The following is a 26369-nucleotide window of genomic DNA, read 5'->3' on the forward strand; positions in this document are numbered from 1 at the left end:
TTGGAGGCTGAGGTCGGAATCGAACCGGCGTCCACGGCTTTGCAGGCCGCTGCATAACCACTCTGCCACTCAGCCGAGGCCGGCAATGATAAGGCGAGGATTCGGCGTTGTCACGCCTTCGCAGCGGTCTGCGTGGTGCGCTCATCGGCATCGGCAGCCGGTGACGAGCGCAGGAAGCCCACATCCGCCCCCGTCGTGCGCAGCACCCGGGCAATGGCGCGGCGTATTGACGGCGGCGCCTCGGTAGAGCCATACTGGCTGGTCTTGATCGCCGTATCCGTCCGGGGCGACATCGGCATGCGACCCTCGCCGAAGGCGCCAGGTACTTGCGTGCGCCAGGTGCTTTCGTTCAGCTGCCCACGGCAGCCGCAACAAGCCTGCGCTGAGTCCGCTTCGGAGCGACGGCGCTGCCCGCAGTCGGGCCGGTGGCGTGGTGCAGCAGCGGCCTGACGGCGCCCGGCGCGTCGGCACGAACCGGGCGTTAAGCAACGTTCATACATTTACGGAACCAGGACCATGTACGCAGTCATCGAAACGGGCGGTAAGCAGTACCGCGTCGCCGAGGGCGACAAGCTCCGCGTCGAGAAGCTCGAGGCAGAAGCCGGCGCCAGCGTCGATCTCGACCGGGTGCTGATGATCGCCGTCGGCGGCACCGTCAAGGTCGGCAAGCCCTTCATCGAGGGCGGCAAGGTGACCGCGGAGGTCGCGCGCCACGGCCAGGGCGATAAGGTCAAGATCATCAAATTCCGCCGGCGCAAGCATCACATGAAGCGCCAGGGCCATCGGCAGTGGTTCACCGAGCTCAAGATCACCGGCATCACCGGCGCGGGCGCGGGAACCGAGACGGGCGGCGCGGCGGCAGGTCCAGAGGAGTAATCCCCCATGGCACACAAAAAGGCAGGCGGCAGCTCGCGTAACGGCCGCGATTCCGAATCCAAACGCCTCGGCGTCAAGCGCTTCGGGGGCGAGCGCGTGACCGCCGGCAGCATCCTGGTCCGCCAGCGCGGCACACGCTTCCACAACGGCGTGGGCGTCGGCTGCGGTCGCGATCACACCCTCTTCGCCCTGAAGGACGGCGAGGTGAGGTTCGAGGTCAAGGGGCCGCGCAGCCGCCGCTTCGTGAGCGTCGTGGAGCCGGCCCAGGGCTGAGCGCGCAGGCCGGGGGCAGGCGCTGAGAGATCCCGACGCGCGGCACTGACCCGCGCCGGCCCCAACCGGCCCTTCACCCAACGCGACGCCTGCGCCGCCGGCTGTCTCGCCGGCGCCGCTCCGAGCCCCGCTCCGGCGGGGCTCGCTGCGTTCTGCGCGCCGTCACTCACAGAGACCAGCAGCGTGAAGTTCGTCGACGAAGCCAGTATCCGCGTCGAAGCCGGAAACGGCGGCGACGGCTGCGTGAGCTTCCGGCGCGAGAAGTTCATCCCCAAGGGCGGCCCGGACGGCGGCGACGGCGGTGACGGCGGCAGCGTCTATCTGGTCGGCGACGTGAGCCTCAACACGCTGGTGGACTTCCGGCACCAGCGCCGCCACCGGGCCGGGAACGGGCGCCCCGGCATGGGGCGCAACCGCACCGGGGCCGCCGGCGCCGATGCCGAGATCCGGGTGCCGCTCGGCACCCGCGTGCGTGATGCCGACACGGGCGAGGTCATCGGCGAGCTGCTGGAGCACGACGCACGACTGCTGGTCGCCGCGGGCGGCTTCCACGGCATCGGCAACGCCCGCTTCAAGTCCAGCACCAACCGCGCTCCGCGCCAGTTCACGCCGGGCAAGCCCGGGGAGCGCCGGGAGCTGGACCTGGAGCTGCTGCTGCTCGCCGACGTGGGCCTGCTCGGGCTGCCGAATGCCGGCAAGTCGAGCCTGATCCGCGCCCTCTCCAGCGCCCGGCCCAAGGTGGCCGACTATCCGTTCACCACGCTGTATCCGAACCTGGGCGTGGTGAGCGTGGGACCGCGACGCAGCTTCGTCCTTGCGGACATTCCGGGTCTCATCGCCGGCGCGGCCGAGGGCGCCGGGCTCGGCACCAAGTTCCTCAAGCACCTCGCCCGCACCCGGCTGCTGCTGCACCTGGTGGACCTGGCCCCGCCGGACCCCGAGACCTCGCCGGCGGAGCAGGTGCGCACGCTGAGTGCCGAGCTCGACGCCTTCGACCCGGCCCTCGCGCGCCGCGAGCGCTGGCTGGTGCTGAACAAGATCGACCTGCTGGACGACGCGACCCTGGCGGCCCGCCGCGCTGACATCCTGCGCACCCTGGATTGGCAAGGGCCGGTGTACGCCGTCTCCGCGACCACCGGCGCCGGCACCGCCGAGCTGGCCCGGGACGTGATGGCGCGCCTGGACGCGCTGCCCCATCCACTGCGGCGAACGCCCGCGGCCGACCCGGACGACGCCGGCGACGCCGGCGACGCCTGGCATCCCCTGGACTGACAGTCCGCCCCGGCGAGACGCGACCGAGATGTTCCAACGCGCCCGAATTCCCGCCACCCGCCGCTGGATCGTCAAGATCGGCAGCGCCCTGCTGACACGCGACGGTGCCGGTCTGGATCCGGACATCCTCGCACCCTGGATTGCGCAGATGGCCGAGCTGTGCGCCGCCGGCCGCGAGCTGGTGCTGGTGTCCTCCGGGGCCGTCGCACAGGGTATGGCGCGCATGGGCTGGCGGCGGCGCCCGCAGGCGCTGCATGAGCTTCAGGCCGCCGCGGCCATCGGTCAGATGGGCCTGATCCGCGCATATGAGGACGGCTTCTCGCGCCACGGACTGCACACCGCCCAAGTGCTGCTCACCCGCGACGACCTCGTCGACCGCAAGCGCTACTTGAACGCCCGCAGCACCCTGCGCACGCTGCTCGGCATCGGCGTGGTGCCGGTGGTGAACGAGAACGACACGGTGGCCACCGACGAGCTCCGCTTCGGCGACAACGACACCCTGGCGGCCCTGGTGGCCAACCTGCTGGAGGCGGATCTGCTGATCCTGCTCACGGACCAGGACGGACTCTTCTCAGCAAACCCGCGCACGGACCCCGAGGCGAGCCTGATCGAAGCAGCGCGGGTGGACGACCCGCGCCTGGACGGCGCCGCCGGCGGCAGCACCGGTGGGCTCGGCATCGGCGGCATGACCACCAAGCTGCGCGCGGCGCGGCTTGCCGCACGCTCCGGCTGCGCCACGGTCATTGCCCCGGGCCGTCGCGTCGAGTCCCTGACGCAGATCGCCTGCGGCGCCCAAGTCGGCAGCCTGCTGGTGCCGGCGCAGGGGCCGCAGGCGGCGCGCAAGCGCTGGCTCGCCGGCCATCTGAGCATCAGCGGCCGGCTGGTGCTGGACGACGGCGCCGTGCGCGCGCTGCGCGAGGGCGGGCGCAGCCTGCTCGCGGTGGGGGTAACGGCCGTCTACGGCCACTTCGCCCGCGGCGAGGTGGTGACCTGCGTGGACCGCGACGGCCGCGAGGTGGCGCGCGGGCTGGTGAACTACGATGCCCAGGATGCGATCCGCATCAAGGGGCTGCCGAGCAGCGCCTTCGAGGGGGTGCTCGGCTTCGTGGACGACGACGAGCTGATCCACCGGGATAACCTGGTGCTCATGTAAGCGCCTGCCGATGAGACGGTGATCAGCGCCGGGGTGGCCGGCGCAACCGAGGGCCGCCGAAGATCGCTCAGCGCGCCACCCAGCGCCCGTCCTCCCAGGACAGCCAGAGCTCGACCACGTCCGTCGTCGGCCTCTCGTCGCCGCGGCGGGTGCGGCGCTCCACCCGGCATTCGAACTGCGCCCCGGGCCGGTTGAGTCCGCGGCAGCCGAGCTTCACGATGTCCTCAAGCTCGATGGTCAGGGCGGCGGCGTCTGCGGCGCCCAGGTGCGAAACGGTACCGGCGTTGACGGTTTCAAGGGTTTGGGCATAAGCGGTGCGAATCTGCTCCTCCGTGGGCTCCTCCACCACCGCTGCGGCGCCCTGGGCTGCGGCGGCGTCTGGGCCGGCGTCTGAGGCGCCGTCCTGGGCGCGGATGGGCATGGCCGCCGCGCCGATCAGCAGCGCCGCCAATGCGAAGGGACCGGCTTGCGCAAGCGCCCAAAGGCAAAGCCGCTGCGGGCGTCGTGGCGAATCCTTGGGTTGTCGATACAACGGCATGGGTGTACCTGTCGGTGAGGGGCCCCGGCAAAGCCCCGCATTGTAGCCGCCGGCGGCGCGCCCCGCGCTGATCGCCGCGGCCCACCTGTGACACCCGCTTGCCCAGCACGCACAAAATCCGTAGCCTCTGACGGTTGCTTTGCCTTGAAAACCAAGGGCCTTTATCGGAGATCCGTATGACCTCGCCCGCCGACATCGCCCGTTACAACATGATCGAGCAGCAGGTACGCCCGTGGAATGTGCTGAACGAGCGCGTGCTGCGTGTGCTGGGGGAGCTGCCGCGCGAGGCCTTCGTGCCCGATGCCTACCAGGCCCTGGCCTATGCCGACATCGACATTCCCATCGGCACGGACACCTGCATGCTGGCGCCGAAAGTGGTGGGCCGCATGCTGCAGGCGCTCCAGGTGCGCGAGACGGACAAGGTGCTGGAGATCGGACCGGGCACGGGCTATGTGACGGCATGCCTGGCACGGCTCGGCGCGCGGGTGGTCGGTGTGGAGATCGACCCGGCCCTCGCCGAGGGCGCGGCGGAGCGGCTCGCTGCCATGCAGCTGCGCCGGGTGGAGGTGCACACCGCCGATGCCATGGTCGGGCCGGTGGACGGCGGCCCCTTCGACGTCATCGCCGTCACCGGCTCGCTGCCCACCGAGGAGCCCGTGCCCATGCTCGCGCAGCAGCTGAAGCCGGGCGGGCGCCTCTTCGTCATCGTCGGCGAGGACCCGGTGATGGAGGCGCGGCTGGAGACCCGCATCGGCGCCGCCGGCGACCTGCGTCGGGAGGCGCTGTTCGAGACCTCCGTCCCGCCGCTGCGGAACGTCCCGCAGCCCGAGCGCTTCGTCTTCTGAGGAGCCTGCCCGATGGTCCGCCAGGTCAACCCGCGCGAGCTGAGCGCCATCCTGAGCAGCGACGCGCCGGCGCCGCAGCTGCTCGATGTCCGCGAGCCCTGGGAGCTTGACATCTGCCGGCTCGACGCCGCCACCCACATCCCCATGCGACGCATCCCGGCCGACATCGAGCGGCTCGACCCCGACCGCCCGGTGGTGGTCATCTGCCACCACGGCATCCGCAGCCAGCAGGTGGCGCTGTACCTGGATCACCAGGGCTTTCGGCAGGTGCTCAACCTGCGCGGCGGCATCGATGCCTGGGCGCACGAGGTGGACCCCGGCATGGCGACTTACTGAGGCTACCCGGCACGCAGATCGAAAACCAGAAACGGCACCCGCGGATACACCGCGAGCCATGCGACGAGCGAGGTCATCGACATGAGCATTCACCAGGCCCCCATGCCGCTGTGCAACGCCGGCTTCTCACAGCTCCTGATCATCGATGCCCAGGAAAGCCTGGCGGCGGTGATGCCCAAGGACGAGCTCGCCGTCACCGTCGCCAACATCAACCGGCTGGTGCGGACCGCGGGCATCCTGGACCTACCCATCATTTCCACCGAGCAGTACCCGAAGGGCCTCGGCCACACCATCGAGGCCGTCCGCGAGCATCTGCCGGACACCGCTGCACCCACCGAGAAGACCTGCTTCTCCTGCTGCACGGCGGCGGGCTTCGAGCGTGCCCTCACGAGCCAGCCGGCGCGCAAGCAGGTGGTGCTCATGGGCATGGAGGCGCACATCTGCATCGTGCAGACCGCCTCCGGCCTGCAGCGCTGGGGCTACCAGGTGTTCGTGGTCGCCGATGCCATCTGCTCCCGCCATCCGGCGAATCGCCAGAACGCCCTGGAGCGCATGCGCCACAGCGGCATCCATGTCACCAACACGGAGTCCGTGGCCTTCGAGTGGCTCGGCGACTCCGCCAACCCGCACTTCCGCGAGGTGTCGCGGATGTTCAAATAGCCGCGGGCGGGCAGTCACCCGCCAGGCAGGCGTCCACCAGATCAGTGATGCGCCCGAGAGCGCCGCGGTTGGCGTCGATGACGCCCCGCCCCTGTTCCCCGACCCGGGCGCGCTCGGCTGCGTCGGTAAGCCAGCCCAGCAGCACGCCGGCGAGGGCCGCCGCATCCGGCACCTGCACCAGGGCACCGCGCTCGTGCAGCAGCCCGGCGATTTCCGCAAAGTTGAAGGTATGCGGCCCTGACACCACCGGCAGCCCCGCTGCCGCCGGCTCCAGGAGGTTGTGACCGCCCGTGGGCACCAGGCTGCCGCCGACGAAGGCCACGTCGGCGGCGGCAAAGAAGACCGGCAGCTCCCCCATGCTGTCGCCCAGGTACACGGCGGTATCCGCGGAGCAGGGCTCACCCAGGCTGTGCCTGGCCAGCGCGAAGCCCGCGCGGCGCACCAGCGCGGCGACACGCTCGAAGCGTTCCGGATGGCGCGGCACCAGCACCAGCAGCGCCGCGGGCAGCTGCGCGCGCAGCGCCGCATGGGCGGCGAGCACCTGCTCCTCTTCGCCGTCGCGCGTGCTGGCGGCCACCCAGACGGGCCGATCATTGCCCCAGGTGCGGCGCAGCACCTCGGCACGGTCGGTGAGGCTCGCCGGCGGCTGGACGTCGAACTTGATGCTGCCCGTGACCCGAAGGCGCGCCGGGTCCACGCCGAGGGCGGCGAAGCGCTCGGCGTCCGCGGGGCTTTGCGCTGCAATGCAGGCGAAGCGGCGCAGGGTCTCTGCGCTGAAGCCCGCGACCCGCTCATAGCCCCGCGCCGAGCGGCCGGACAGCCGGGCGTTCACCAGCATGCAGGGCAGGTTCCGCTCGGCACAGGCCGCGAGCATGTTGGGCCAGATCTCCGTTTCCATCACCAGCACCAGCCGGGGCCGCACATGCGCGAGGAAACGGCGCATGATCCCCGGCAGGTCGAAGGGCGTGTAGCGGTGCTCCACCGCCTCACCGAGGAGCTCCCTGAGCCTGGCGGCGCCCGTGGGCGTGGTGGTGGTCACCAGTACCCGCTGCCCGCGGCGCAGCAGGTGGCGCAGCAGCGGCAGCGCCGCCTGCACTTCACCGACGGACACCGCGTGCACCCAGACGTCGGCGCCCGCCGGCGGCTTGGTCTCGCGGGCAAGCCGCTCGCGCCAGCGCTCACGGTAGGCCGGCGCCCGACGTGAGCGCCAGAGCAGGCGCAGCAGCGCCGCCGGGATCAGCAGCGCAACCAGGAAGGAGTAGACTCGGCGCGACAAGGCGAGGGGTCGGCTGCCGGCGTAAGGCCCTTTCGGCAAGGCATCGGTTCAGCGTTCGCCGACCCGATGCCCCCGGTGGATAGACCCCAGCCGATCGAGCCGGCGGTTTCGGGCCGGCAGACCCGCTGGGGTCATTGCCCCTGTGCAGGGGCCCGCTGCGCGGACCTCAGAGCGCCGTCGCCGTGGTGGAGCTTGCGCCCGCGGCGTCCGCACCGCCCTCTGCGGCAGGCGCTGTCGCAGGCTCGGGCACCAGCTCTTCCGGCACGGCCTTGGCGAGCTTGCCCTCGGCGATGGCGGCATCGAGCCAGGGCTGATGCAGGGCGAGCAGGCTCCACACCATCACCACACCCACGGGCCAGGCCAGCAGCGCCGCCGGCCGGGACGGGCGAAAGCGCATCACCGCCCAGAGCCAGATCACCGTGAGCAGCGCCGCCGTCACATAGACCACCGGCTGCCAGGTGAAGCCCTGATCCAGGGGCAGGTAGTCACCGAGGCCGGTCACAGGTGGCGGCTCGCCCTGGTACAGCAGCCAGATCCAGGCGCCCCAGAGCGCGGCGGCGACGGCGCCGAAGAGCAGCGCCGAGAGCCAATGTACCGGCCAGACCAGCCAGCGCGGCACCCGCTGCACGCCGCCGGCCCCGATCACCGCAAGCGGCACCAGCAGGCCCAGCGCATACACCGGACTCAGCGCGTCGGACAGCACCAACAGCCCCCAGCCCAGCACCGCCACCAGCAGCGCCGCACGGAAGCCGGGGAAGCCGAACAGCGCGCCCGGGCGCAGCAGCAGGGTAAGCACCGTCAGCAGCCAGGCCGGAAAGGCCATGCTCAGGAAGAGCCAGAGCCATTGCAGCTGCACGCTCGGATTGCTGAAGTCGATGCCGGCGAGATACCGGTCCAAGGTGTCTGCCGCAAGCCACACCTCGTAAAGCGCCGGGTCCTGCTGGCGGAGCAGGAGGGGCCAGACCAGCAGCCAGGGCAGCGCGAAAATCGCCGCGACGATGATGCCCTTCAGGTAGCGACCGAAGCGGGCGATGCCGAGAAACGGCAGGATGAGCGCCGTGACACCCAGCACCACAGGACCGAAGAAGCCGGTGGCCATGAAGGCGATGCCGAGTCCGGTGCCGAGCCACAGCCCGCCCCAGAACACCCGGCGCGGCCAGAGCGCCATGCCGTACAGGCCGATGGCCATGCCGGCCATCAGTGCCGTTTCCGGCACCATATCGTGACCGTACCAGACCACCCCCAGGCTGCTCAGCAGCACCAGCACCGAGGCGGCGCCGGCGCCGAGCATCGGGGGGTCGTCGCCATGCCGCCAGGTGGCGCGGCCGAAGAGCCAGGTGAACAGGAGTGCCACGGCCAGGAAAACGCCGCTTGCGACCCGCGCGGCCTGATCCGCCGGCAGATAGTCGCCCAGCGCCTGCGCCAGTGCGGCGCCGGTTATGTAGTAGAGCGGCGGCGTCTGCAACAGCGGCTCGCCGTCCACGCTCGGAGCCAGATAATTGCCGCTGTCCACGATGCTCTGGACGGCGGCGAGGGATTGGGCCTCCCGCTCGGTCCAGGGCTCATGGCCCACCAGTCCTGATGCGACGAAAGCGCCCGCCAGCAGCAGGGTCAGGAACCAGAGCCAGGAGCTCTTGCGTTGTGGAGCTGCGGCCGCCGCTGCGTCTGCTGCGGGGGCCTGGTTTGCGGATTTTGCCATCTCGAATCCTCACTGACAGCGCGGGATGGACTATAGCACAATGGCCCCGCTCCTCAGAGGGGCGACCGCCGCCATTGTACCGGTGCCGGGCATCGGACTGCGGTGCCTGTTGCCCCTTGAGGGCTGCCCCGGATCACCCGCACGCCGCATTCACCTCCAGTCGAGAGTGGGCTGAGCTTCAACCAGGCCAACCATGTCGCAACGGCCCCCGCGCATCACCATCCTCGCCTCCTTCTCCGGCGCCGGCGGCGTCGAGCGCATGCTGGTCAACCTGATGCAGGGGCTCGCAGACCAGGGCCGTGACCTGGACCTGCTCACCATCCGCACCACGAGCCCGCACCTGGACGCGCTGCCGCCGGGGGTGCGCCGCATCGACCTCGGCGCGCGTCACAGCCTCGGCGCCGTCGCCGCGCTGGCCCGCCACCTGCGCGCCGAGCGTCCGCCGGTGCTGCTGGCCGCCAAGGACCGGGCCGGGCGGGCGGCGGTGCTCGCGCGCCGGCTGGCGGGGGTGCCCACACCCATCGTCATGCGCATCGGCACCAACCTGAGCGCCGCGCTCGCGGGCAGGCACCCCCTGGTGCGGCGGCTGCGCACCGCCGCGGTGCGCCGCAGCTGGCGCGGCATCGACCACATCATCGCCGTGTCCGCAGGCGTCGCCGCCGACACCGTCGAGGTGGCGCATTACCCACCCACGCGCATCAGCGTCATCCGCAACCCCGTCGTGACCCCGACGCTCAGCGCACGGGCGGCCCTGCCCTGCCCGCATCCCTGGCTCGATGCGCAGGCGCAGCAGCAGGCGCCGGTGATCCTCGGTGCCGGCCGGCTGGAGCGGCAGAAGGACTTTCCCACCCTACTCCGGGCCTTCGCGCGGCTGCGCGCCGGGCGCCGCTGCCGCTTGCTGCTGCTCGGCGAGGGCGCCTGGCGCGAGCGCCTGCTGGCGGAGGCCGCCGCCCTGGGCGTGGCCGACGACCTGGACCTGCCGGGTTTCCAGGCGAACCCCTACCCCTGCCTCGGCCGTGCAGCCCTGTTCGTGCTGTCCTCCGCCTGGGAAGGCTCGCCGAACGTACTCACCGAGGCCATGGCCCTTGGCACCCCGGTGGTGGCCACGGACTGCCCGAGCGGCCCCCGGGAGATCCTCGCCGACGGCCGCTTCGGGCCGCTGGTGCCGGTGGGGGATGCGCCGGCGCTGGCGGCGGCCATGGCGCAGGTGCTCGACCACCCACCGCCGGCGGACAAGCTCAAGGCCGCCGTAGCCGCCTACCACGCAGACACCAGCGCCGCGGCCTATGCGGCGCTGTTGGATGCGGTGGCCGCCGGACTGCCGCCGCCAGCCACCGACAACTGAGCCGCGCGCCGCCCTCAGGCATCAGCGGGCGGCAGGCGGCACGGGCAGCACCGCCCACTGCAGGGCCATGGTCCGACCCGGCAGGTGATAGTAGGGCGCCTCGGCGCTGTGCACTTCCAGCTCATGGACACCGAGCGTGTCGCGCAGCCACCGGCGGAAGGGCAGGTCCGACGCCGCCAGGTGCTCGCCCACCAGCAGCCAGTCCCCGCCCGGCAGCCGCTCGGGGAAGAAGCTCCGGTCCGACATCACCACCGCATCCGGAAAGGCCAGGCGCAGATTGCCGGCAAGGGGGTCGCTGTCCGCCAGCACCAGAGCGGGCCGGGGCACGGCGGCGCGCATCTGCGCGGCGAGCTCACGATAGGGGGCATTCAGACGCGACGGCCGCTCCGGGTCCGCCCAGAGCGCCTGCCCGGGCAGGGCGACAGACACCCCTGCGAGCACCAGCACCACCGCGCCGACGAAGACGCGCCACCGCCACCCGCCCGGCTCCGCATGGCAGGCAAGCAGCAGCGGGGCGTAAAACACCATGGGCTGAAGCCAGTGCTCCTTGATGTCGCGGGCGCCGCTCAAGAGGATCAGCGCGACGGCGAGCACCAGCACCAGGCCCGCGGTGCGCCACAACAGCCGGCAGCCCGGGGGCAGCGCGGCATCCCGTGGGCTGCGCCGGCGCACCAGCGGCGAGAGCAGCACCAGCAAACCCAGGCTCGCCGCAAGCCCCGCCGCCAGGTCCAGCAGCGTGTCCCAGCCGATGCCTGCGGTCATCCTGAGCTTATGGAAGCCCTCGCCTGCCGCCGTCGGCTCCGCCAGCACCCAGTGCGCGTGCGGCGCGAAGATCGCGGCAGCGAGCGCGAGCGCAACCGCGAAGCGTCGGCTGAGCAGCAGCGGCCGCCAGGTCGGCAGGCTCAGCGCAGCGGCGAGCAGCGCGAGCGCGAAGAAGCCGAAGTTGTACTTGCTGAGCGCCCCGAGCCCCAGCAACAGGCCGAGGGCGCCGTACTCGCCCCAGCCCGGGCGGTACGCGAGGCGCAACAGGGCCACCAGGGTCCAGGCGGCCACCGCCACCACCAGCACCGTGTGCGTGAAATTGCGCTGGTCCTCCCAGACCACCTGCGGGATCAGCGCCAGGCCCAGCACGGCGACCCACTGTTGTGCCGGGGTCATCCCGAGCTGACGCGCCGCCGCGGCGACGCCCGCGACCATCAGCGTGAGCAGCAGCGCCTTCAGTGCCAGGAGCACCGGCAGGCTCGGCCCCGAGACGGCGAACAGCGCCTGCACCAGCCAGGTGTAGAGGGGCGGCTGGCTGTTGTAGCCGAGCGCCGGGAACTGACTCAGGATCAGCTGCTCGGCGTGGTCCCACTCCGCCGTCGGCGTGACCATGCCCAGCAGCAGTGCGTTCAGCGCAAGCCAGCCGAGCGCAGCGGCGATGATGAAAGCGGTGGGCTGTGGCCCGGGCGACGGCGTGGGCGGTGTATGCATGGCGGCGGCCCGACTGTCTCGGTCAGCGCGGCAGGGTCTCGGGAGCAGGCGGCGCACCGCTCACGAGCTCCCGGTACACCGCGAGGTTGCCGGCCACCATCACCGCCACCGAGAAGGCCGTCGCCGCCAGTGCACGCCCGGCGTCCCCCATACGCCGGCGTGTCGCCGGCTCCGCCAGCAGCCCCAGCACTGCGGCGGTGAGGGCCGGCACGTCCGCCGGCGGCACCAGACGGCCGTTGACGCCGTCGCGCACCGCCTCCGGAATGCCGCCGACATCGCTTGCGACGACGGGCACGCCGGCGGCGGCCGCCTGCAGCAGCGACACCCCAAGGCCCTCCATGGTCGCCGGATGCACCACCAGGTCCATGCAGGGCAAGAGGCGCGGCAGGTCCTCGCGCCAGCCCATCAGGCGCACATGGCCGGCGAGCCCATCGCGGTCGATGCGCTCCTGCAGCGGCCCCACCAGCGGCCCCTTGCCGAAGCAGAGCACCTGCACCCGCGGCGCCGCCGCGATGATCGCCGGCATCGCCTCCAGCAGGAAGCGGTGCCCCTTGCGCTCGATGAGCTGCGCGAGCACGGCGATGGTGGGCTCGGGCGCTGCGCCGCCATCGACGGCGGTGCCGAGGAGCGCGTCCAGCAGCGCCCGGTCGCAGCCGCCGGCGAACGGGCGTGGGTCCACGGCACTGCGCACCACCCGCAGCTTGGCGGCCGGCAGCCCCGCGTCCAGCAGCACCCGGGCGATACCCGCGGAGATGGCGATGACCCGGTCGTGCAGCCGGTACTTGGCCGCCGCGAGCCAGCGCGGCTCGGGATTGTCCACCCGGCGCGTGTGCACCACCGGGACCCCGGCACGCCTGGCGGCGATGCCGCCCAACACGTCGGCACCGATGCGGCTGTGCAGGTGCACCAGATCCGGGCGCACGGCGTCGATCACGCGGCCGAGGCGGCGGACGATGCCGATGTCCAGATCGCCGCCCATGGGTATCTCGTGCACCTGCGCGAAGGCTGCCGCGCGTCGGGCCAGCGCGCAGCCGGGCCGGCAGGCCAGGTGACTCTCGACCCCCTGCCCGGCAAGCCCCTCCAGCAGGTAGAGCACCTGCTGTGCACCGCCGTAGAGCTCGGCGCCGCCCTCCACGTGCAGCACCTTCACCAGCCTGCACCCGGGAGCGCCCGCAGCGCCGCCAGCACCTCATCCACGGTGATGTCGCGCATGCAGTCGAAGCGCCCGTCGCAGGTGGGACGCCGCCGGCACGGCGAGCAGGCGCGTGGATGGTGGAGCACCCGGGCATCCGCCCGCCCGGTGTCGGTGTACGGCAGGGTCGAGCCGAACAGCAGCAGCGTCGGGCGCCGGCGCGCGATGCCCATGTGCCCGAGGCCCGTATCCACGGCCACCACCGCGCGGCTGCGGTCGATGACGGCGGCGGCCGCGAGCAGCGAAGTGCGCCCGGCGAGGCTCACGGCAGCCCCGGCGGATGCGGCGGCGATGTCGGCACCGGCGTCGACGTCGTCGGGGCCGCCCAGCAGCACCGCGCGCAGCCCAGTGTCGGCCCGCAGGCGCGCCGCCAGCTCGGCCCAGCGCGGTGCCAGCCAATGCTTCTGCGGGCGCGTGGTGAAGGGACAAAGGGCGAAGAAACCCCGCCCCAAGCCGGCCTCCGCCACCAGTGCTTCCGCGGCGCTCGCGTCACCGGCAGCAAAGTGGACCGCCATGGCGAAGTCCGCCACCGGCAGCCCGAGCGTGCGCGCCAGGTGCAGATACTCGGAGCCGATGCGGGCACGCGCGGCCGGCGGCTCCCGCGGCACCACCCGGGTGAGCAGAAACCGGCTGCCCTCGCGGCTGCCGAGGCCGATGCGCTGCGGCGCTCCGCAGAGCCGCACCGGCAGGGCGCTCTTGAGCAGCCCTTGCAGATCCACAGCCAGATCGAAGCGGTATCCGCGCAGCTCAGGCCGCAGTCGGCGCAGCTCCGCTGCCAGCGCCGGCAACCGCCGCTCCCGCCACAGCCGGCGCAGCGTCGGCCCAGGCCATTCGATGACCGCATCCAGGTCCGGATGATGGCGCAGCAGCGGTGCACAACCCGGCTCCGCAAGCCAGGCCAGGTAGGCATGCGGATAGGCCCGGCGGAAGGCCGCCGCGAGCGGCGAGGCGAAGATAACGTCGCCGATGGCGCTCAGGCGCACGAGGAGCACCCGCTCGGGCACGGGTCGAGGGCCGGGTCGCTCGGCTCGGCTCATGGCGCACGCCCCGCCGGCCCGGCGAGAACATCCTGAAAGAACGCCAGATAGGCCGCCGCGGATGCCGCGATGCCGTAGGGCGCAGCGGCGGCGCGCAGCAGCCTGGGCAGCGTCGGCTGGCGCAGCACGCCGGCGATGGCCGCGGCCAGCGCCGGCGCATCGCCCACCGGCGTGAGCGGCCCCAGCCGGCCGCCGTCCAACAGCTCGGTGACGCCGCCCGGACAGGCGGTGGCCGCCACCGGCGTGCCCACGGCCATGGCCTCCACCAGCACGTTGCCGAGCCCTTCCCGGCGTGAGGACAGCACCAGTACGGCGGCGCGGGCCAGATAGGGGAACGGGTCCGCCACGAAGCCCGGCATGGCCACGCGCTCGCCGATGCCCAGACGCGCCGCGAGCGCGCCGAGCCGCCGGCGCTCGCGTCCTTCGCCCAAGAGCATGAGCCGCGCGTCGAGGTCTGCCGGCAACAGCGCGAAGGCCCGCAACAGGGTCGGGAAGTCCTTGACCTTGCGCAGCCCACCCACGGCGAGCACCACCGGCGGCGCACCAGCCTCGAGCCAGGCGTGCGGCGCCCGGGCGCCGATGCGCCGGTCCAGGTCCGCCGGGACCACGGGGTTCGGCAGCACCCGCACGGGCACACCGCTGATGCCGAGCCGCTGGCGCAGGTCCAGGGCGACGGCCTCGGACACCGCTGTGATGCCGTCCAGGCGCAGGTAGTCGCGGCGCACGCGACGGCGCTCGCGCCAGGTGCGCAGCGGATTGAAGCGCTTCGCCGCCAGGCTCACCGACAGCGGCGTACCGACGGTGCTCACCACACGGAGCCCCGAGTCGAGCCGGTCCCGCGCGGCGAGCGCCGCCCGATCATCGGCCAGCTTACCGGTGAAGAGGATCTGCGGCGGGCGCCCGCGCAGCGCGGCGGTGAGCGCATCGGCGCCCTGGGCCAGCGGCCTTACACGGACAGCGGAAGGCAGCGCCTGCACATAGGGGTGCTCGGTCCGCCCCGCCAGCAGATCCACCTCGCAGCCGAGCGCCGCGAGGCCGCCGGCGAGCCCCGTCATCACGCGCTCCACGCCGCCGTCGCCGAAGCGCTGCACCGCCACCGCCACGTGCATCAGTCATCCCCCCGCCCGCCGGCGGCACGCCCTGCGCACAGGCCCACGCTGAGCGCCCCGCCGGCGAGCAGCGCCCAGAAGGCACGCCAGGACTGATGCATGGCATGGAAGTCGAACAGGTTCCACAGCATCAGGTACAGGAGCGCAAGCCCCAGGAAGCCCGCGACATCGAAGTCGATGCGCCCGGCGGCACAGGCCTGGAGCACCCCACGCAGCAACAGGACGAACAGCCCGAGCCACAGCACGAGCCCGAGCAGGCCCAGTTGCACCAGGACTTCCAGGTAGGTGTTGTGCAGATGCTCCATGGGTCCATAACCGATCAGCATCACCGCCGGGTCGTCGCTGGCGGCGAGCAGCGCCCGCGCCGCCCCCGGCCCCCAGCCGAGCCAGGGGTGCTGCACCCAGGCCGCGAGCCCAAAGCGCTGTGCGTGCCAGCGCTGACTCAGCGACGAGTCGGCGGCATACTCGATCTCCCCGGTGATCATGCCATGCACCGTCTCCCATTCGGCCGCGAAGCGCTCGGCCATGGGGCCGGCGTAGACCACCAGGACGGCGAGGCAGGCCGCCGCCAGCACCAGCAGCAGCCGCGGGGATGGCCGCCAGCCCGAGCGCCGCATGACCGCCAGCAGACCGACGGCTGCGGTCAGCGCCAGCGCGAGCCAGGCGCCGCGGGAGAGGGTCAGCAGAAAGCCCTGGGCCACCAGCAGCGCCACCAGCCACCAGAGCGCGCGCCGCAATGCCGGCGGTCCCCCTGCGTGCCAGCAGCGCCGGCGCAGGGTGACGAGGCCGATGAGCACCGTTCCGCTGAAGAGCGCGAAGACATTGGCGGGAAAGCCGAAACCCGGTCGCGAGTCGAGAAAGGCGGCCGGATCGGCCAGCAACAGGTCCCACTCCAGGCGCCACAGGGCACCGATGACCAGCCCCACGAGCGCGAGCCCCAGCAGGCGCAGCAACCGGCGCTGATCGCCCGCGAGCAGGTAAGCCACGGGCACGAGCACCAGCAGCTGCGCCCATTGCGCGGCGGCCTCGAAGCGCACCCCGGGGCTGCCGCCCGGGTAGTCCGCAAACAGCCCGCGCACCAGCGCATAGAGCGCGAAGACCACGGCGAGCACGACGGCGCCTGACAGGGGCCAGCCAGGCCGGCGCAGGAGCCGCAGGAGGAAGGCCAGCACCACCAGGCCGAGCCCCACGGAGACCCCTGCCGGCGCCGAGAACAGCGCCAGCGCCGTCACATCCAGGCCGATGCGCCGCAGGCGCTCAATCCAGGCGTCCAACGGGGGGCCTTCGGTTGCGATGCATCTGGGTGCCGGGGTCTGCAGGTGCTGGGTCGGTTCGGTGCAGTGGGCGGGTCCCCGACCCGCGCCGGGCACGCCATGGTACCAGAGCCCACCGCCGCGGGGCCGGCACCGGGGCTTTGGTGCCAACGGCGAGGGCATGGCAAGATGCCGGCGGGATCGCATCGACGCAGAACCTTCACCCGCCAACCCGTGAGTCAGCGCTTACAGCCGAGCCGCCCGAGCCGCGCGCCATGTGCGGCATAGCGGGCTTCGTGCGTGCGGACGGCGCGCCGCCGGAGCCGCAGCTGCTGGCCGCCATGACGGCACGCCTGGGTCACCGCGGGCCGGACGACCGCGGCAGCCATTGCCTGGGCCAGGTGGGGCTTGCACAGACGCGGCTGTCCATCATCGGCCTGGAGACCGGCCACCAGCCCATGGTCAGTGATGATGGGCAGCTGGCGCTGGTGGCCAATGGTGAGGTCTACAACTACCCGGAGCTGGACGCCGCGCTGAGCCGGCAGGCGCCGCCCCCGGCCCGCGGCTCGGACTCCGCCACCATCCTGCACGCCTATGCAGTGCACGGCGATGCCTGTGTGCATCGCCTGCGGGGCATGTACGCCTTCGCGCTGTACGACCACGGGCGCCGGCGGCTGCTGCTGGTGCGCGACCGTCTGGGCATCAAGCCGCTCTTCTACGTCCGTCTGCCGGACCGCATCGCCTTCGCCTCCGAGATGAAGGCGCTGCTGCCGCTGCTGCCCGCGGCGCCGACGGTGCACGCACCGGCGCTGCGGCAGTTCCTGCTGCACCAGTTCAGCACCGGCGAGGAGACTATCTTCACGGGCATCCGCCGCGTGCTGCCGGGCGAGGTGCTCAGCATCGATGCGGACCTGGGCATCGAGCGCCGGCGCTACTGGTCGCTCGCCGAGGTCGCACCCCGCAGGCTGGATGCCGAGACCGCCGCCGCGGAGCTGGACAGCCTGCTCGATGCCGTCATGCGCGAGCACATGCGCGCGGATGTCCCCTTCGGTCTGTTCCTCTCCGGCGGGCTGGACTCGGCGACCCTGGCGGCATCCCTGGCGCGGCACGGTGCCGGGCGCATCCGAAGCTTCTCCATTGGCTGGCGCGGCACGGCCATGGCCGACGAGCTGAACGGCGCCCGGCGCATCGCCGACCGGCTCGGCTTCGAGCATACGGCCATCACGCTGGAGCCGGCGCAGGTCTTCGCGCGTCTGCCGCACAGCGTCTGGGCGGCAGACGACCTGATGCGCGACTATGCCTGCCTGCCCACCTCTGTGCTCGCACAGACCGCCGCCGCGTCGCTCAAGGTCGTCTTCTCCGGCGAGGGCGGCGACGAGGCCTTCGCCGGCTACCGACGCTACCGCCCGGCGCCCGCGGAGCGGCTCACCAAGGCCCTGCTGTTCCCCGGCAGCGGCGGCTTCCGTACCCGCCCGCAGTGGTCGCCGCGCTGGATCCGCCGGCTCTTCGGCCCGGCGCTGCGCGCGCTGCCGGGGCCGAGCCGACAGCCCTTCGTGGACGCCTGGCGGGCCACGCCGCAAGGCTGGACCGACCTCCAGCGGCGACAATTCACAGACCTCACCACGGCGCTGCCGGACAACCTGCTGGTGAAGACGGACCGGATGCTGATGGCCTTCGGACTGGAGGGCCGGGTGCCCCTGCTGGACCATCGGCTGGTGGCCTTTGGGCTGTCGCTGCCGGACGGGCTCAAGCTGCGCGGGCGCACCGGCAAGTGGCTGCTGCGGCGCTGGGCGGCACCGCAGCTCCCCCCGGGGCACCTGGCGCAGCCCAAGCGCGGCTTCCATGTGCCGGTGGCGGACTGGCTTGGAGGCGAGAACGCTGCACGCGTCGGCGCGCTGCTGATGTGCAACCGCGGCGTGCGCGAGTGGTTTGACACCACAGCCGTGCCGGCGCTGGTGGCGGCAAGGCAGGCCGGGCGCGGCGGCGACCGGGAGCTGTTCGCGCTGCTCCAGCTTGCCATCTGGCACCGGCTCTTCATCGACGGCGTCGCGCAGCCGCCGAGACCGGACGAGGACGTGCTGGACTGGATTGCGGACCATGCCTGACGCACTCACCACGGACCCGGGCCGCATCGCCTGCCTGTTCTCCACCTCCGGGCACAGCGGCGTGGACCGGCTCGCGCAGCACCTGCTGCCCGCCCTCGCCGCCCGCGGCTATCGGGTGGACCTGCTCAGGGTGCGGCGCCACGGCCCGGACCTGAGCGCCGCGGCCGCCACCACGCCGCGTCTCGACATTATTGATCTCGGCAGCCGCCACACCTACGCCTGTGTGCCGGGCATCGTCCGCTACCTGCGCCGTGCTCGGCCGGGCGTCATGCTCTCCGACAAGGACCGCGTGAACCGCACAGCGCTCGCGGCCCGCGCGCTGGCGGGCGTGACCACCCGCCTCTTTCTGCGCTCGGGCACGACGCTGTCGGTGGACCTCGCGAGCCGCAGCCCCGTGCAGCGGCGGCTGCAGCGCTGGTCGGTCGGGCGGTTGTATCGGCATGCCGCCGGGGTGCTGGTGCCGAGCCGGGGCGCCGCCGCCGACCTCACGGCCTTCGCCGGGCTTGCGCCGGGGCTGGTCCAGGTGGTGCCGACGCCGGTGGTGCCGGATGCACTCTTCGATGACCCGCCAGCCGCACCGGCACATCCCTGGTTCCACGATCCGGACGCGCCGCTGATCCTCGGGGTCGGCGAGCTCAGCCGGCGTAAGGACTTCGCCACCCTGCTGCGCGGCTTCGCCCGGCTGCGTGCACACCGCCCCTGCCGGCTGATGATCCTGGGCGAAGGTGGCGAGCGGCAGGCGCTGCTGGCCGAGGCGGCGGCCCTCGGCGTCGCTGACGACGTGGCACTGCCCGGCTTCGCGCCCAAGCCCTATGCAGAGCTCGCGCATGCGGACCTGTTCGCGCTCACCTCCCGCTGGGAGGGCATGCCGCTGGTGCTGGTGGAGGCGCTGGCCCTCGGCACACCCGTGGTGGCGACGGACTGCCCGAGCGGGCCCCGCGAGCTGCTGGCGAACGGCCCGCCGGACGCACTGGTGCCCGTGGGCGACGCCCCCGCGCTGGCAAAGGCGCTGGCGGCCCTGCTGGACGCACCGCCCGCTGCTGCCGCGCTGCGGCAGGCAGCGCGCCCCTATGCCATCGCCGCCGCCACCACGGCCTACCTCGCGGCCATGGGGCTGCCGGCGACGGCGCCTACGGCACGGGGGCCAAACGGGTAGACTCCGCAGCGCGCTGCCGGCGGGTGCCGGCCGGTTTGGTACCCCACAGCCGCCAGCACCAAAGCTCAGAGACATGCCGGAGCACACTCAGCACAACGCCGCCCCGACGCGGGCGCAGGGGGACGCCCCATTCGCCGCCTTCCGGCGGCGCATCGCGGGCATCCCCATCGGTTGGCTCATCCTGTTCCTGGCCTTTGCGAACCTGATGCTCGCCGTTCCGCAGCTGGACCTCGCGGTCGCCGGGCTGTTCTACACACCGGGGGTCGGCTTCACGGCACACGGACAGCCCTGGGAGCGGTTGCTCTACCACTCCGTGGACGTGCTCATGGTGGTCGGAAACCTCGCCCTGGTCGGCGTGTGGCTCTTCAACCGCCGCAGGGGCCGGCGGCTGCTGGGGCTCACCGGGCGCAGGCTCGCCTTGCTGCTGTGCCTGCTGGCACTGCTGCCCGGTCTGTTGGTGAACCAGGTCTTCAAGGAGCACTGGGGCCGGGCGCGGCCGGTGCAGGTGACGCAGTTCGGCGGCGACCGCCCCTTCACACCGGCCTTCGTCTACACCGGCGGCAGCGGCGGCGCCTTCAGCTCAGGCCATGTGGCCGCGGCGGCCTATGTCATCGCCGTGGCCCACCTGCTGAGCGGAGCACGCCCGGTCTGGGTGCTGCCGGCAGCGGTCTACACGGCCCTGGTGGCGCTCGCACGCATGGCCGCCGGCGGGCACTTTCTGAGCGATGCCGTGACGTCGGTGTTCCTGGTGCTCTTCGGCTATCTGGCGCTGCGCCGGCTCATGCTCGGCACAGCGCAGCATGCCGGCTCCAAGCGCGCCGACTGAGTGCGTCAGCCGCCCGCGGTGCGCCGACTGTGCGATCATTGCCAGTCAGCTTTGGGCGGCGTCCGGCGTCTGCACGGCGCCGCGCGAGTCCCACCAACACACAGCGGAGCGCCCTGGGTGAGCAGAGGCTTGGCAGAAAGCGGGAAGGTGATCAGGGGCGCAGCCCGGGGGCTGCCCACAGCGGTCGTTGCCGCCGCGCTTGTCGTCGGCTGCGCCGGCACCGATGACGCCGCGCTCAGCGAAACCCTGACCGCGCGCACCGTCGCCGGGGACTTCAACAGCATCGCCGTCACCGATATCCGCTGCAACACCAGCTCAGAGGCCTGCGCCAAATCCCACGCCGTGAAGGGCGACGCCTGCCTGAAGCTCGCCATCCAGCAGCCCCAGTCCGCCTCGACACAGGACTCCCGCATGCGCGAGCTGCTGGACTGTGCCGAGACCGGCTACCGCAAGGCGCTGCAGCTGCAGCCCGACCGCAACGCGCCGAGCCGCAGCTCCTACCACGGCGGCCTGTTGCTGAGCTTGAGCGAGCGTCGCAACCGACTCGACGAGGCGCGGGAGCAGAAGCTGGACCGGGAGAACGAGAAACTGCTGATGGCGGCCCAGGACGCCCGCCGCGAGGTGCCGGGCAGTGCACTCGGCTTCCTCTACGGCGCCTCGGCCCATGTCTACCGGGCCACGCTGAAGCCGCCCGGTCGCTCGCGCTGTAACGATCTGCGTCAGGCGGAATCCCTGCTGCGCCGCTCGCCGCCGCCGCCGAGGGAGCTCGCCGATGAGCAGCGACGCATCCAATCCCTGGTGCAGCAGCAACTGCGCGGCAACGCCTGCCCCCGCATCCGGCGCATCTGAGGTGTCCGGCAGCGTCCGGCAGTCCGCGGCAGCCGCGCCCGATGCGATACGCGGCAAGGGTCCGCTGGACCTGACCCTGCCCCTGCTGCTGATCCTGGGCATCACGCTGTGGCGGCTCTGGGCGGCCGCCGTCGTGCCCGTCACCCAGGACGAAGCCTATTACTTCCACTGGGCGCGGGCGCTGGCCTGGGGCTACTTCGACCATCCGCCCGGCGTCGCCGTGCTGGGCCTCGGCACCCGGCTCGCGCCGGCATCGGCGCTCGCAGCCCGGCTCGGCGCCGTGCTGGCGGGCGTGCTGACACTGCTGGTGCTGTGGCGCTTCTATGTCGCCTGCGGGCTGCGCCGCGGCAACGGCCTGATGCTGGCGCTGGTGCTGGCCGCCGGCACCGTGCCGGGGCTCATCGCCGGGGTCATCACGACGCCGGACACGGTGCTGACGCTGTGCTGGGCCCTGGCGCTGCACGAGGCGCTGCCGGCCCTGCGCGGTCAGCGCCGACGCTGGCTCACGGCGGGCCTGGCCACCGGACTCGGTCTGCTCGGCAAGTACAGCATGGCGCTCATCGGGCCCGTGTTCCTGTGGGCCATGCTGGCCGCGGACCGCAAGGCGCTGCTGACGCCCTGGCCCTACCTCGGCGGCCTGCTCGCGCTTTTGGTGTTCCTGCCGCATCTCGGCTGGAACGCCAGCAACGACTGGCTCAGCCTGCGCTTTCAGCTGGGGCATGGACTCGCCACCGAGCTCGGCAGCTTCGACGTGGCCGCCGACGGCCTGCCGGCGGCGGTGGGCTCGCAATCCTACACACCCCCCGGCAGCGGGCCGCTGACGCCGCTGGACCGATTCGGCCAGCTTGCGGCCTTCATCGCCACCCAGCTCGGGTTCTGGGGCCTGTTGCTGCTGCCTCTCGCCGCCCGCCTGTGGCGGCATGACGGTGTCCGCGGTGCCGCGCGGTCACTGGCGGGGACCTTCGACCGACCCGCCCGGGCGCTGCTCACCGCCGCCGCCGTCTTCCCGCTGGCGCTGTTCGGCCTGCTGTCCCTGACCAGCGACGTGGAAGCCAACTGGTCCGCGCTGTACCTCGCGACTGCGGTGCCGGCGGCGGCCGTGCTGCTGCGCCCGCTGGCCCGCTGGGCACTGCTCGCGGCCGCCGGCAACCTGCTGTTGGTGAGTCTGTACGCCTTCCATGCCGCCACCGCCGCACTGCCGCTGCCGGATGCGGCGCAGCGCATTCTGCGCGAGAGCTACGGCTACCCGGCGCTCGCGGACTACGCGGAGACCCTGGATGCGCCGGTGTTCGCCGATCGCTACCCGTTCGCGGCCATGCTCAACTTTCATGCACCGGCGCTTTCGGTGACGCAATGGCCGAACATTGCACGACCGTCGGAATACAGCCGGGGGCACCTGGAACGACCACCTGCGCTCGCATCCCTCAAGCGGTCTGGGTTTTGGCTCGTGGCGTACAAGTTTGGACCACCCGAAATCCCAGGCTTCCAGGCCGTAGAGACGCGCAGTGTGTTTCAATGCCGCGGTCAACCCATGAAAGTCGTCCCGGGAGGCGCTCCTTGGAGCGCGGCGGGCTGTGAACACCCGATTCAGGGTTGGCGGCTCTACCACTACCTCGCTGCTGCTCCGCCTGCGGTCGACTGAGGGCCGCTTCAGGCGCTGGCCGCACGGGCCTTGAGCTCCGCTGCCCGCGCCGAGCCCAGAAAGCGCTCGATGCGCGAGCGGGCGTAGTAGATCACCGGCGTCAGGGCCACGGCGGCACCGAATTTGTAGATGTAATTCACCGTGCCGACGGCAAGGAATAACGACAGCGGCCACTGCTGCGGCCCGAGCACGAAGGCGATGTACAGCACCACGAAGCTGTCCACCAGCTGCGAGACCAGGGTGGAGCCAGTCGCCCGCAGCCAGATGAAGCGCTCGCCGGTGAGCCGGCGCACGCGATGGAACACCGCCACGTCGATGAGCTGGCCGATGAGAAAGGCCACCACGGAGCCGGCGATGGTCCACATGCCCTGGCCGAAGATCACCGCGAAGGCCGCCTGCATGTCCGGCACGCCGCGCTCGGCGGCGATGCCCACCCACCAGTCCGCCGGCGCGAGCCCGATGGCCAGGTAGGCGAAAAAGAAGGCGTAGACGATCAGCCCGACGGTCAGGTAGGAGATGAAGCGCACGCCGCGCCGGCCGAAGTATTCGTTGATGATGTCGGTCATCACGAACACCACGGGCCAGAGCAGCACGCCCGCCGTGAAGCTGAGCGAGCCCTGCTCGCCGAACAGGCTCCAGTTCAGCGGCTCCTGCCCGAAGGTCTCCTCCAGCGCGAAGATCTTGATGCCGATGAACTCGGCAATCAGCGCATTGCAGACGAAGAAGCCGCCGAGGACGACGTAGAGGGCGGTGGCGCGGTCATTGGGCATGGCCGGCAGATGAGAGCCGTTTCCGGTTTCGGTTTCAGTTTCGGTGTCGGTTTCGGGTTCGGGTTCGGTTTCGGCTGGGACGGCCGATCATCGGCATCCCTTCAAGTGCCCGACACCGACGCGGAAGACTCCGGCGCCGGCAGGAAGCCCTCGTCGAGGATGGCTGCGTCGGCATAGGGACACAGGCGCGGAAACCTGTCCATCGGCAGCCCGGTTTCTGCCGCCGCCAGCTCGCGTGCATCGGCATAGGCGTCCTCCAGCGCCGTCGGCCACAGCCGCTGCATGCCCGGATACTTGCGCAACAGGATCTTCAGCTCGGTGCGCTGATGCACGATGGTGTTGCGCCAACTGCGGCCGTCGAATTCGCGCCAGTGATCGGCGAGCTGTGCGTACTGAAACTGCCACTTCAGGAGGTGGGCCAGCAGCACACGCAGGCGGCTCTCGAGCGTCCGCTGCTCACTCTTGCCCATGTCGGTCAGCTCCTCCAGCAGATGCTCCACATCCAGCTGATCGAATTGCCCGGCCTTGAGCAGCTCCGCGTTCGCCTCGGCCCAAGCGCTGTAATCCTGCTCGTAGAGCCGGCTCAGATCGCGCATGTTCCACCTCGTTGACCTTACGAATACCGCCCGCCGCGTCAGCATACGCTCAGGGCTTCGGCAGCGTCACCCCGCGCTGATTCTGATACTTGCCGCCGCGGTCCCGGTAGGAGGTCTCGCAGGGCTCGTCCGACTCCAGGAACAGGATCTGCGCCACACCCTCATGGGCGTAGATCTTCGCCGGCAGGGGCGTCGTGTTGGAGAACTCCAGCGTCACATGCCCCTCCCACTCCGGCTCCAGCGGCGTCACATTGACGATGATGCCGCAGCGGGCATAGGTGGACTTGCCGAGACAGATGGTCAGTACGTTGCGCGGGATGCGCAGGTACTCCACGGTGCGCGCCAGCGCGAAGGAGTTCGGCGGAATGATGCAGACGTCGGCCTTCAGGTCCACGAAGCTCGAAGAGTCGAACTGCTTGGGGTCCACCACCGCCGAGTTGATGTTGGTGAAGATCTTGAATTCGTCGGCACAGCGGATGTCGTAGCCGTAGCTCGACGTGCCATAGGAGATGACGTGGCCAACGCCCGCATGCTCGCGTACCTGGGCGGGCTCGAAGGGCTCGATGAGCCGGTGCTCCGCCGCCATACGGCGAATCCACCGGTCGGACTTGATGGCCATGGAGGGCTTACCTCGTCAGAAGGCCGCCGGGCGCGACAGGCCCCGTGCAATGCGGCTCGCACCCGCGGGCACCCACAGGGTGCTGTCCGCCGGCACCGGCCGCGCACCGCTGCGCACGGGTGACTGCCAGGCCAGGTTCCGACTCGTCAAGGCCGACCTGGGCACGCGGTATTGCAGCGCCAGCTCGTCAACGGTGGCCGGCCAGCGCAGCCGCACGGGCTGATCGGTGAGCGGCGCCGCGTAGCGTACGCCCTCCGGGAAGTAACGCTCGGCGTTGTTGGCCACGTGCCGTGCGGCCATGAACTGGGCGTAGAAGTTGCGCGAGGCGAAGCCGAAGTAGCGGCCGTCGTAGTCGCGGACGATGCGGGCCATGTCGGTGCCGTAGCGCTCCTTCGCGCGCAGCATGCCGCCGAGCCCGTGGTTGTAGGACGTGAGCGCGAGCGGCCAGTCACGGAGCTTGGAATAGGAATTCTTGAGGTATCGCGCTGCGGCATCGGCGGCCACCACCGGGTCCAGGCGCTCGTCGATGGAAGCATTCACGGTCATGTAATCGCGCCCGGTGGAGCGGATGAACTGCCACATGCCGGAGGCGCCCGCGCTGGAGCGCGCATTGGCCACGAACGACGATTCCACGTGCGGCAGGAGCGCCAGATCCTCCGGCAGCCCATGGCGGCGGAAGATCTGGCGGAAGGTGGGCAGCCAGCGACCGCTGCGCTCGAGACCCGCATGGTAGCGCTCGCGCACGCCGCGCTGGCTGCGGACCCGCTCGGCGGCACCGAACACGGCGCCCGGGCCGCCGGCGTCCTCGAGCTGCTGCTTGAGCGCCCGCTCCTCGGTGCTGAGCTGTGCGCGGGCGGCAGCGCGCCGCTCAAGGGCCCGCAGGCGATCGCTCCAGCGCTCGCGCAGGGCGCGCACGTAGTCGCGCTGCGCCGGGGTGTAGACGCCTTCGATCGGCCCGGGGAGCTGCGCCACCTGGTAGATCACCGCCATGTGGCGGTCATCGTGGATGACGACCTTATCTCTGCTCCACTCGGTGTAGACCTCCTTCCAGAAGGTGACGTTGTCCTCAAGCGCCGCTGGCAACGGAAAGGCCGCTGACGGGGCATAGGGCGGGTCATCCCGCAGCCCGCCTGTGCCTGCACAACCGGCTGCGGCAAGCGCGGCGAGCAACACCACCGCCAGCATGGCCGCCGAGGGCAGAGCACGCCGTGCAATTCTGTCGTCCGAGCGGCTGCCCCGCGCGTGCGCATCGTTCCAACCCATCATCGTCGACCCTTCGCCGGACCCCGTCATACAGTGTGTGCCGCCGGACACAGGCGTTCCGGCCGCGCAACTGTAATGGGCGCCGCCGGCAGGGTCAAAGCGCGGTGAGCAGGGTTGATGAAGACCGCGGCAGGTGGCGGTGCACGCAGCCCGGCGGGGGCAGCGACGCCGGCCGGTCAGCCGACGCGGTGGGCACGCTCAGGCCC

General features: G+C 71.6%; 26 protein-coding genes and 1 tRNA gene. 13 read left to right on the forward strand and 14 right to left on the reverse strand.

All coding sequences use genetic code 11. The features are described from left to right. Position 1 precedes the first annotated feature (1 nt). Positions 2 to 75: transfer RNA gene (locus QZ607_RS21900), tRNA-Cys, on the reverse strand. A gap of 35 nt (positions 76 to 110) precedes the next feature. Next, positions 111 to 299 carry a hypothetical protein gene (locus QZ607_RS21905; protein WP_295887195.1) on the reverse strand — a complete coding sequence of 63 codons (189 nt, stop codon included), beginning with the start codon at positions 297 to 299 and terminating at the stop codon, positions 111 to 113. A gap of 217 nt (positions 300 to 516) precedes the next feature. Here QZ607_RS21905 and rplU point away from each other — a divergent pair, with 217 nt between their 5' ends. The 4 genes from rplU to proB all read left to right on the forward strand — a co-directional run bounded on the left by rplU (position 517) and on the right by proB (position 3574). Beyond that, positions 517 to 876, forward strand: a complete 360-nt coding sequence (rplU, locus tag QZ607_RS21910; protein WP_295887196.1) for a 50S ribosomal protein L21 — start codon at positions 517 to 519, stop codon at positions 874 to 876. Between the two features lie 6 nt (positions 877 to 882). Beyond that, positions 883 to 1149, forward strand: coding sequence for a 50S ribosomal protein L27 (gene rpmA / locus QZ607_RS21915; RefSeq protein WP_295887199.1), 267 nt, complete (start codon positions 883 to 885; stop codon positions 1147 to 1149). A 183-nt stretch (positions 1150 to 1332) separates the two neighbouring features. Beyond that, complete coding sequence (gene cgtA / locus QZ607_RS21920) at positions 1333 to 2421, forward strand: Obg family GTPase CgtA (protein WP_295887202.1); 1089 nt, start codon at positions 1333 to 1335, stop codon at positions 2419 to 2421. A gap of 28 nt (positions 2422 to 2449) precedes the next feature. Further along, positions 2450 to 3574, forward strand: a complete 1125-nt coding sequence (gene proB, locus QZ607_RS21925) for a glutamate 5-kinase (protein WP_295887204.1) — start codon at positions 2450 to 2452, stop codon at positions 3572 to 3574. A gap of 67 nt (positions 3575 to 3641) precedes the next feature. Here the strand turns inward: proB and QZ607_RS21930 are convergent, their stop codons facing one another. Continuing rightward, the gene (locus QZ607_RS21930) at positions 3642 to 4112 is read right to left on the reverse strand and encodes a hypothetical protein (RefSeq protein WP_295887208.1); all 471 of its coding nucleotides are present in this window, start codon (positions 4110 to 4112) and stop codon (positions 3642 to 3644) included. Between the two features lie 176 nt (positions 4113 to 4288). Between QZ607_RS21930 and QZ607_RS21935 the strand changes: the two genes are divergently transcribed. From QZ607_RS21935 to QZ607_RS21945, 3 genes are all read left to right on the forward strand, one after another. Further along, positions 4289 to 4957: a protein-L-isoaspartate O-methyltransferase gene (locus QZ607_RS21935; protein WP_295887210.1), complete on the forward strand. Its 669-nt coding sequence runs from the start codon at positions 4289 to 4291 to the stop codon at positions 4955 to 4957. Between the two features lie 12 nt (positions 4958 to 4969). Beyond that, positions 4970 to 5293, forward strand: coding sequence for a rhodanese-like domain-containing protein (locus tag QZ607_RS21940; protein WP_295887214.1), 324 nt, complete (start codon positions 4970 to 4972; stop codon positions 5291 to 5293). Positions 5294 to 5374: 81 nt separating this feature from the next. Next, positions 5375 to 5953, forward strand: coding sequence for a hydrolase (locus QZ607_RS21945; RefSeq protein ID WP_295887217.1), 579 nt, complete (start codon positions 5375 to 5377; stop codon positions 5951 to 5953). Here the strand turns inward: QZ607_RS21945 and waaA are convergent. Further along, the gene (gene waaA, locus QZ607_RS21950; protein ID WP_295887220.1) at positions 5946 to 7229 is read right to left on the reverse strand and encodes a lipid IV(A) 3-deoxy-D-manno-octulosonic acid transferase; all 1284 of its coding nucleotides are present in this window, start codon (positions 7227 to 7229) and stop codon (positions 5946 to 5948) included. The genes QZ607_RS21945 and waaA overlap by 8 nt on opposite strands. Before the next feature lie 166 nt (positions 7230 to 7395). Further along, the gene (locus QZ607_RS21955) at positions 7396 to 8928 is read right to left on the reverse strand and encodes a hypothetical protein (protein WP_295887222.1); all 1533 of its coding nucleotides are present in this window, start codon (positions 8926 to 8928) and stop codon (positions 7396 to 7398) included. A 193-nt stretch (positions 8929 to 9121) separates the two neighbouring features. On the opposite strand from QZ607_RS21955, the gene QZ607_RS21960 reads away from it, so the two are divergent. After that, positions 9122 to 10273, forward strand: a complete 1152-nt coding sequence (locus tag QZ607_RS21960; protein ID WP_295887224.1) for a glycosyltransferase — start codon at positions 9122 to 9124, stop codon at positions 10271 to 10273. A gap of 21 nt (positions 10274 to 10294) precedes the next feature. Here QZ607_RS21960 and QZ607_RS21965 read toward each other — a convergent pair whose 3' ends face one another. The 5 genes from QZ607_RS21965 to QZ607_RS21985 are packed head-to-tail and all read right to left on the reverse strand — an operon-like array spanning position 10295 to position 16358. After that, positions 10295 to 11746 carry a glycosyltransferase family 39 protein gene (locus tag QZ607_RS21965; protein WP_295887227.1) on the reverse strand — a complete coding sequence of 484 codons (1452 nt, stop codon included), beginning with the start codon at positions 11744 to 11746 and terminating at the stop codon, positions 10295 to 10297. 22 nt (positions 11747 to 11768) lie between these two features. Then, positions 11769 to 12896, reverse strand: a complete 1128-nt coding sequence (locus QZ607_RS21970) for a glycosyltransferase (protein ID WP_295887230.1) — start codon at positions 12894 to 12896, stop codon at positions 11769 to 11771. Beyond that, the gene (locus tag QZ607_RS21975) at positions 12893 to 13975 is read right to left on the reverse strand and encodes a glycosyltransferase family 9 protein (protein ID WP_295887231.1); all 1083 of its coding nucleotides are present in this window, start codon (positions 13973 to 13975) and stop codon (positions 12893 to 12895) included. Before QZ607_RS21975 ends, QZ607_RS21970 begins: the two co-directional genes overlap by 4 nt. After that, a complete protein-coding gene (locus tag QZ607_RS21980) occupies positions 13972 to 15084 on the reverse strand; it encodes a glycosyltransferase (protein WP_295887234.1) in 1113 nt (370 codons plus the stop codon). The genes QZ607_RS21975 and QZ607_RS21980 overlap by 4 nt, the downstream gene beginning before the upstream one ends. After that, positions 15084 to 16358, reverse strand: a complete 1275-nt coding sequence (locus tag QZ607_RS21985) for an O-antigen ligase (RefSeq protein ID WP_295887236.1) — start codon at positions 16356 to 16358, stop codon at positions 15084 to 15086. Before QZ607_RS21985 ends, QZ607_RS21980 begins: the two co-directional genes overlap by 1 nt. Positions 16359 to 16612: 254 nt before the next feature. Here QZ607_RS21985 and asnB point away from each other — a divergent pair, with 254 nt between their 5' ends. The 5 genes from asnB (at position 16613) to QZ607_RS22010 (ending at position 22915) form a co-directional block, all read left to right on the forward strand. Continuing rightward, entirely contained in the window at positions 16613 to 18442 is a 1830-nt protein-coding gene (asnB, locus tag QZ607_RS21990; RefSeq protein ID WP_295887239.1) for an asparagine synthase (glutamine-hydrolyzing), read from the forward strand. Further along, complete coding sequence (locus QZ607_RS21995) at positions 18435 to 19598, forward strand: glycosyltransferase (protein WP_295887242.1); 1164 nt, start codon at positions 18435 to 18437, stop codon at positions 19596 to 19598. Before asnB ends, QZ607_RS21995 begins: the two co-directional genes overlap by 8 nt. 73 nt (positions 19599 to 19671) lie before the next feature. Next, entirely contained in the window at positions 19672 to 20424 is a 753-nt protein-coding gene (locus QZ607_RS22000) for a phosphatase PAP2 family protein (RefSeq protein ID WP_295887246.1), read from the forward strand. A 117-nt stretch (positions 20425 to 20541) separates the two neighbouring features. Continuing rightward, positions 20542 to 21273 carry a hypothetical protein gene (locus QZ607_RS22005; RefSeq protein ID WP_295887249.1) on the forward strand — a complete coding sequence of 244 codons (732 nt, stop codon included), beginning with the start codon at positions 20542 to 20544 and terminating at the stop codon, positions 21271 to 21273. Position 21274: 1 nt separating this feature from the next. Further along, the gene (locus tag QZ607_RS22010) at positions 21275 to 22915 is read left to right on the forward strand and encodes a glycosyltransferase family 39 protein (RefSeq protein ID WP_295887250.1); all 1641 of its coding nucleotides are present in this window, start codon (positions 21275 to 21277) and stop codon (positions 22913 to 22915) included. A gap of 8 nt (positions 22916 to 22923) precedes the next feature. Here the strand turns inward: QZ607_RS22010 and QZ607_RS22015 are convergent, their stop codons facing one another. The 4 genes from QZ607_RS22015 to QZ607_RS22030 all read right to left on the reverse strand — a co-directional run bounded on the left by QZ607_RS22015 (position 22924) and on the right by QZ607_RS22030 (position 26163). After that, entirely contained in the window at positions 22924 to 23685 is a 762-nt protein-coding gene (locus QZ607_RS22015; RefSeq protein WP_295887253.1) for a queuosine precursor transporter, read from the reverse strand. Between the two features lie 101 nt (positions 23686 to 23786). Continuing rightward, positions 23787 to 24281, reverse strand: coding sequence for a DUF29 domain-containing protein (locus QZ607_RS22020; RefSeq protein WP_295887256.1), 495 nt, complete (start codon positions 24279 to 24281; stop codon positions 23787 to 23789). 49 nt (positions 24282 to 24330) lie between these two features. Further along, complete coding sequence (gene dcd / locus QZ607_RS22025; RefSeq protein WP_295887258.1) at positions 24331 to 24900, reverse strand: dCTP deaminase; 570 nt, start codon at positions 24898 to 24900, stop codon at positions 24331 to 24333. Positions 24901 to 24915: 15 nt separating this feature from the next. Next, on the reverse strand, positions 24916 to 26163 hold the full coding sequence (locus QZ607_RS22030; RefSeq protein ID WP_295887260.1) for a lytic transglycosylase domain-containing protein: 1248 nt from the start codon (positions 26161 to 26163) through the stop codon (positions 24916 to 24918). Positions 26164 to 26369: the final 206 nt, after the last annotated feature.

It is taken from the genome of uncultured Thiohalocapsa sp., assembly GCF_913063425.1.
In the GTDB taxonomy this organism is placed as follows: domain Bacteria; phylum Pseudomonadota; class Gammaproteobacteria; order Chromatiales; family Chromatiaceae; genus Thiohalocapsa.